Origin of the sequence: Geobacillus sp. WSUCF1, assembly GCF_000422025.1 — a bacterium.
In the GTDB taxonomy this organism is placed as follows: domain Bacteria; phylum Bacillota; class Bacilli; order Bacillales; family Anoxybacillaceae; genus Geobacillus; species Geobacillus zalihae.
This window is the reverse complement of sequence record NZ_ATCO01000189.1, coordinates 1-4,681: the sequence shown is the minus strand read 5'-3', so window position 1 is coordinate 4,681 and position 4,681 is coordinate 1. Positions and strand designations below refer to the sequence as shown.

Below are 4,681 nucleotides of genomic sequence, written 5' to 3'. Positions count from 1 at the left end.
GCGCGAAATAGAGATGAAACGATGGATCCCAATCTTCGCTCAAACCGCCGTTTTCCTCCGTCAATTCGGAAACATAACGGATCTGCTTTATCCAGACAGCCGTCATGATACAATGTGAAAGAGAATGATGTTGCTGGGAAAGGACTGGCTGATCATGACGAAAGAAGAATTGGCACGCTCGCTTTCCGTCTTGCTTCATGAGCTGACGAAATCATGGCAGAAAGAAAAAATTCATTCCGATGTGCTCGAAATCATTATGAAGCTGCGCATTCAAACTGATGACGACGAGCAATACGTTGCCGATCTGCTCGGCAACATCGCGTTTGCGAGCGAATCGGCCCATGCGCTCAAGCAAATTTGGGGCTATATGCTGCGCGAGCAAACCTTTCTATCGCCACAGACGATCGAGGCGATGCTCACGGACGCCCAGCGCAAGATCCAGCGCCGGCTGTCAGAGATGACGGCCCGCTATGAGCGTCCGTTTTTGTCCATCGATGACCCGCTCGAGCGGAAACGCCAGCTTGAGCGCTCCTACGGCGCGCTTCTTTTGTTCAACCGGATCGCCACCGACTTTTTGCTTGAGTTCGTCCGCGAAGAAAACGAAACGGCCGCCAGCACCTTTTTTGCAGCTGACCCGAACGAGGCGATCGAAGTGTTCCACCATCTTTGCAGCGTCTACGCAAGCCGCTGGCTGGAAGGCTTGGAAGTCGATTGATGGCCGAACCGTCGATTCAAGTCCTTGAAGCCAACCAAGGGCGCCCCAAACGCAGCGGGGCGCCTCTTCTCATCACCATCTATACGGCTGCATGGACATTTTCGATTTGACAGTATTGTTCAGTCATGATATTGTATTCATTGGAAAGAATTTTTATAATATTCTTTCCTTTGTAAGCGAATACAAAAAACTCAAATGGAGGAGGAATCGGGGATGATCTACGCACAACCAGGCCAGCCAGGCGCGCTTGTCACATTTAAAAAGCGCTACGAAAACTTCATTGGCGGCAAATGGGTGCCGCCGGTCGACGGCGAGTATTTTGAAAACATCACGCCCATCACCGGACAGCCGTATTGCGAAGTGCCGCGCTCCAAAGCGGCGGACATCGAACTGGCGCTTGACGCCGCCCACGCGGCCAAAGACGCCTGGGGACGCACGTCTCCAGCGGAGCGCGCCCGTTTGCTGAACAAAATCGCCGATCGGATGGAAGAACATTTGGAAATGCTGGCCGTCGCCGAAACGTGGGAAAACGGCAAGCCGATCCGCGAGACGCTCGCGGCTGACATTCCGCTTGCCATCGACCATTTCCGCTATTTTGCCAGCTGCATCCGCGCGCAAGAAGGCACGATTTCAGAAATCGATCACGACACAGTCGCCTATCATTTCAAAGAACCGCTCGGCGTCGTTGGACAAATCATCCCATGGAACTTCCCGATTTTAATGGCGGCCTGGAAACTCGCGCCAGCGCTCGCGGCCGGCAACTGCGTCGTGTTGAAACCGGCGGAGCAAACGCCGACGTCGATCCTCGTTCTCATCGAACTCATCGAAGATTTACTCCCACCTGGCGTCGTCAACATCGTCAACGGCTTTGGCTTAGAAGCCGGCAAGCCGCTCGCCTCGAACCCGCGCGTGGCGAAAGTGGCGTTCACCGGCGAAACGACGACCGGACGGCTCATCATGCAATACGCCTCGCAAAACATCGTGCCGGTCACATTGGAACTTGGCGGCAAGTCCCCGAACATTTTCTTCGCTGATGTGATGGACAAAGACGATGACTTTCTTGATAAAGCGCTTGAAGGCTTTACGATGTTCGCCTTAAACCAAGGCGAAGTGTGCACATGCCCGTCGCGCGCCCTCATCCATGAGTCGATTTACGACGCCTTTATGGAACGGGCGCTTGAGCGCGTCAAGCAAATCAAGCAAGGCAATCCGCTCGATACGGAAACGATGATCGGCGCCCAAGCCTCCTCCGAACAGCTCGAGAAAATTTTGTCATACATCGACATCGGCAAACAAGAAGGCGCCGAACTTTTGATCGGCGGCGAGCGGAACATGCTCGAAGGAGAACTGTCCGGCGGCTATTACGTCAAGCCGACCGTTTTCAAAGGGCATAACAAAATGCGCATTTTCCAAGAAGAAATTTTCGGCCCAGTGCTCGCGGTCACGACGTTTAAAGATCATGACGAAGCGCTTTCGATCGCCAATGAGACGCTGTACGGCCTTGGCGCCGGCGTCTGGACGCGCGACATCAACACCGCGTACCGCTTCGGCCGCGGCATCCAGGCTGGCCGCGTCTGGACGAACTGCTACCACGTCTATCCGGCCCATGCGGCGTTCGGCGGCTACAAAATGTCCGGCATCGGCCGCGAAACGCACAAAATGATGCTTGACCATTACCAACAAACGAAAAACTTGCTCGTCAGCTATTCGCCGAAAAAACTGGGCTTGTTCTAATACTCACCCACCCACTCTTTCACCGCCTCCCCGTTTTGAGGCGAAGAGCCCACCATGTTGACAAGGTGTCCCGGTTCCGTTCGGGACACCCTCTTTTGCCTTGACGACACTGCTGTTGTCTCACTCGTTCTCCGCCAAGCGGCGGGCCGCCGATTGACCGCCCATACTGAAAACAAACGAAATGCATGAATGCAAAGGAGGGACACCCAATGGCTGAAGAACCGAAAGTCATCGCCACCGAAGCAGCGTTAGCGTTAATCGAAAAGCTGAAAGCCAAGTACGGCCCGCTCATGTTCCATCAATCCGGCGGCTGCTGCGACGGCAGCTCGCCGATGTGCTACCCGCTCGGTGAGTTGATCGTCGGCGATTCCGACGTGTTGCTTGGCGAAATCGGCGGCTGCCCGTTTTACATCGCTAAGGCGCAATACGAATATTGGAAGCATACGCAGCTCATCATCGATGTCGTTCCGGGGCGCGGCGGCATGTTTTCCCTCGAAGGCCCGGAAGGCGTTCGCTTTCTCACCCGCTCGCGCGTCTTCGGCCAAAGCGCAGAGGCAGGCGCGCCGTAGCCGCCCGTTGCCGATCGTCACCGTGAAGCTGCCAAGCGCCGAGCATCGCGTTGATGCGAGACCCGCCCGGCGAAATGAGCGGCACAAAAGCAAACCGACGCCTACCTCTGGATGCCTCATCGCTCTTTTGTTCGTTGCCGCCCACAAAAAAGGCGGCCCGCCTTCTCGCCGAAAAGGCGCGGTCCGCCGTTTCCTTTTCTTCACTCGGTCTCTTTTGCCTGCTTCAACGGCTTCATCGCCTCCGCCCGATCGGACAAGACGATCCTCTTCAAGCCGAACACGAAAAGCAAGCCGACCGCGATAAACGCGAGCCCGAACCAAAAGACCGCCTGCAGGGAATCGACAAGCGACTGCTTCAGCACCGGCACGAACATGTCCCGAAGCGGCGCTGGAATTTTCGCCATCGCTTCCGGACTGAGCAAGACAGAATACAAGCCTTGCGGGTCGGTATGGATCATATCGGCAAAGCGGTCGACAAGCCCTTTCGCCTGCGCCGGCAGCGCTTCAAGCTTTGGCATGAGCCGCTCGTCAAGCAAGACGCTCGACCGGTGGTTCATGATGGCGCCAAGCACTGTCATCCCAAACGTCCCGCCAATGGAGCGGAAAAATTGGCTCGAAGAGGTCACGACGCCAAGCTCTGATTTCGGGAAGCTTTCTTGCAAAGCGAGCGTCAAAATCGGCATCACAAGCCCGGTGCCAAGACCGAGAATAATCATATACATCGTCGCCGTCCATTTGGACGTATCGACATCCATCGTGCCAAGGAGCCCGAATGCGGACGCCATAATGATCATGCCGGCGACGAGTTGCGTTTTCACTCCGATCCGATACACCAAACGGCCGCCAACGACGCTGCCGATGATCATCGTAATCATCATCGGCGTCATGATCGTCCCGGACTGGGTGGCGCTCACGCCGATGATGCCTTGCATGAAAAACGGCACAAACATAATCGCGCCAAACATGCCGACGCTCATGAAAAAGCCGATGCCATTGAGCAGCGTAAACGTCCGATTGCCAAACAGCCAAAGCGGAAGGATCGGCTCTTCAGCCCGCTTTTCCGCCCAAACAAACAAAGCGAAAAAGACAACGGCGGCCGCAAACAGCGAGACGATTTGCCACGACCCCCACGGATATCGGTCGCCGCCAAACGTCAGTCCCAACAGCAGGCTGACGACGCCCACGGTCAACGTCGCCATCCCGGCGATGTCAAATTTCACCGGCCCCTCGGCTTTATATTTGCTTAACCCCATGGCAATCAGCACCGTGGCGAGAATGCCCACCGGCAAGTTGATGTAAAACACCCAGCGCCAGTTCAAATGGTCGACGATAAAGCCGCCGATTTGCGGGCCCAGCACCGAAGCAAGGCCGTACAAGCCGCCGAACACCCCTTGCCATTTCGCCCGCTCCTTGCCGGTAAAGACGTCGCCGATGACGACCATGGCCATCGGCATCATAATCCCGCCGCCCAGTCCTTGAATGCCGCGGTAAATGATGAGCTCGGTCATATCGTTCGCCATGCCGCAAAGCGCGGAACCAGCCATAAAAATGACCAACCCGCTCACATAGACAATCCGCCGGCCCAATAAGTCGGCGAGCTTGCCGGCGATCGGCACGACCGTCGTTGACGTGAGCATGTACGCCGTTGTCAACCACGTCATGA

Annotated in this window: 4 protein-coding genes; 3 read left to right on the top strand and 1 reads right to left on the bottom strand. The window is 56.0% G+C overall.

All coding sequences use genetic code 11. The annotated features are described in order from the left end of the window. Positions 1-127 precede the first annotated feature (127 nt). From I656_RS01645 to I656_RS01655, 3 genes are all read left to right on the top strand, one after another. Positions 128-715 (top strand): hypothetical protein, encoded by a 588-nt coding sequence (locus I656_RS01645; RefSeq protein WP_033006607.1) that lies wholly within the window; start codon positions 128-130, stop codon positions 713-715. A 213-nt stretch (positions 716-928) separates the two neighbouring features. Continuing rightward, the gene (adh, locus tag I656_RS01650; RefSeq protein WP_015375907.1) at positions 929-2,449 is read left to right on the top strand and encodes an aldehyde dehydrogenase; all 1,521 of its coding nucleotides are present in this window, start codon (positions 929-931) and stop codon (positions 2,447-2,449) included. A 209-nt stretch (positions 2,450-2,658) separates the two neighbouring features. Further along, positions 2,659-3,018, top strand: coding sequence for a DUF779 domain-containing protein (locus I656_RS01655; RefSeq protein ID WP_033006606.1), 360 nt, complete (start codon positions 2,659-2,661; stop codon positions 3,016-3,018). A gap of 200 nt (positions 3,019-3,218) precedes the next feature. Here the strand turns inward: I656_RS01655 and I656_RS01660 are convergent. Then, positions 3,219-4,681: MDR family MFS transporter (locus I656_RS01660; RefSeq protein ID WP_020756570.1), on the bottom strand; the 1,463-nt coding region annotated here is incomplete at its 5' end.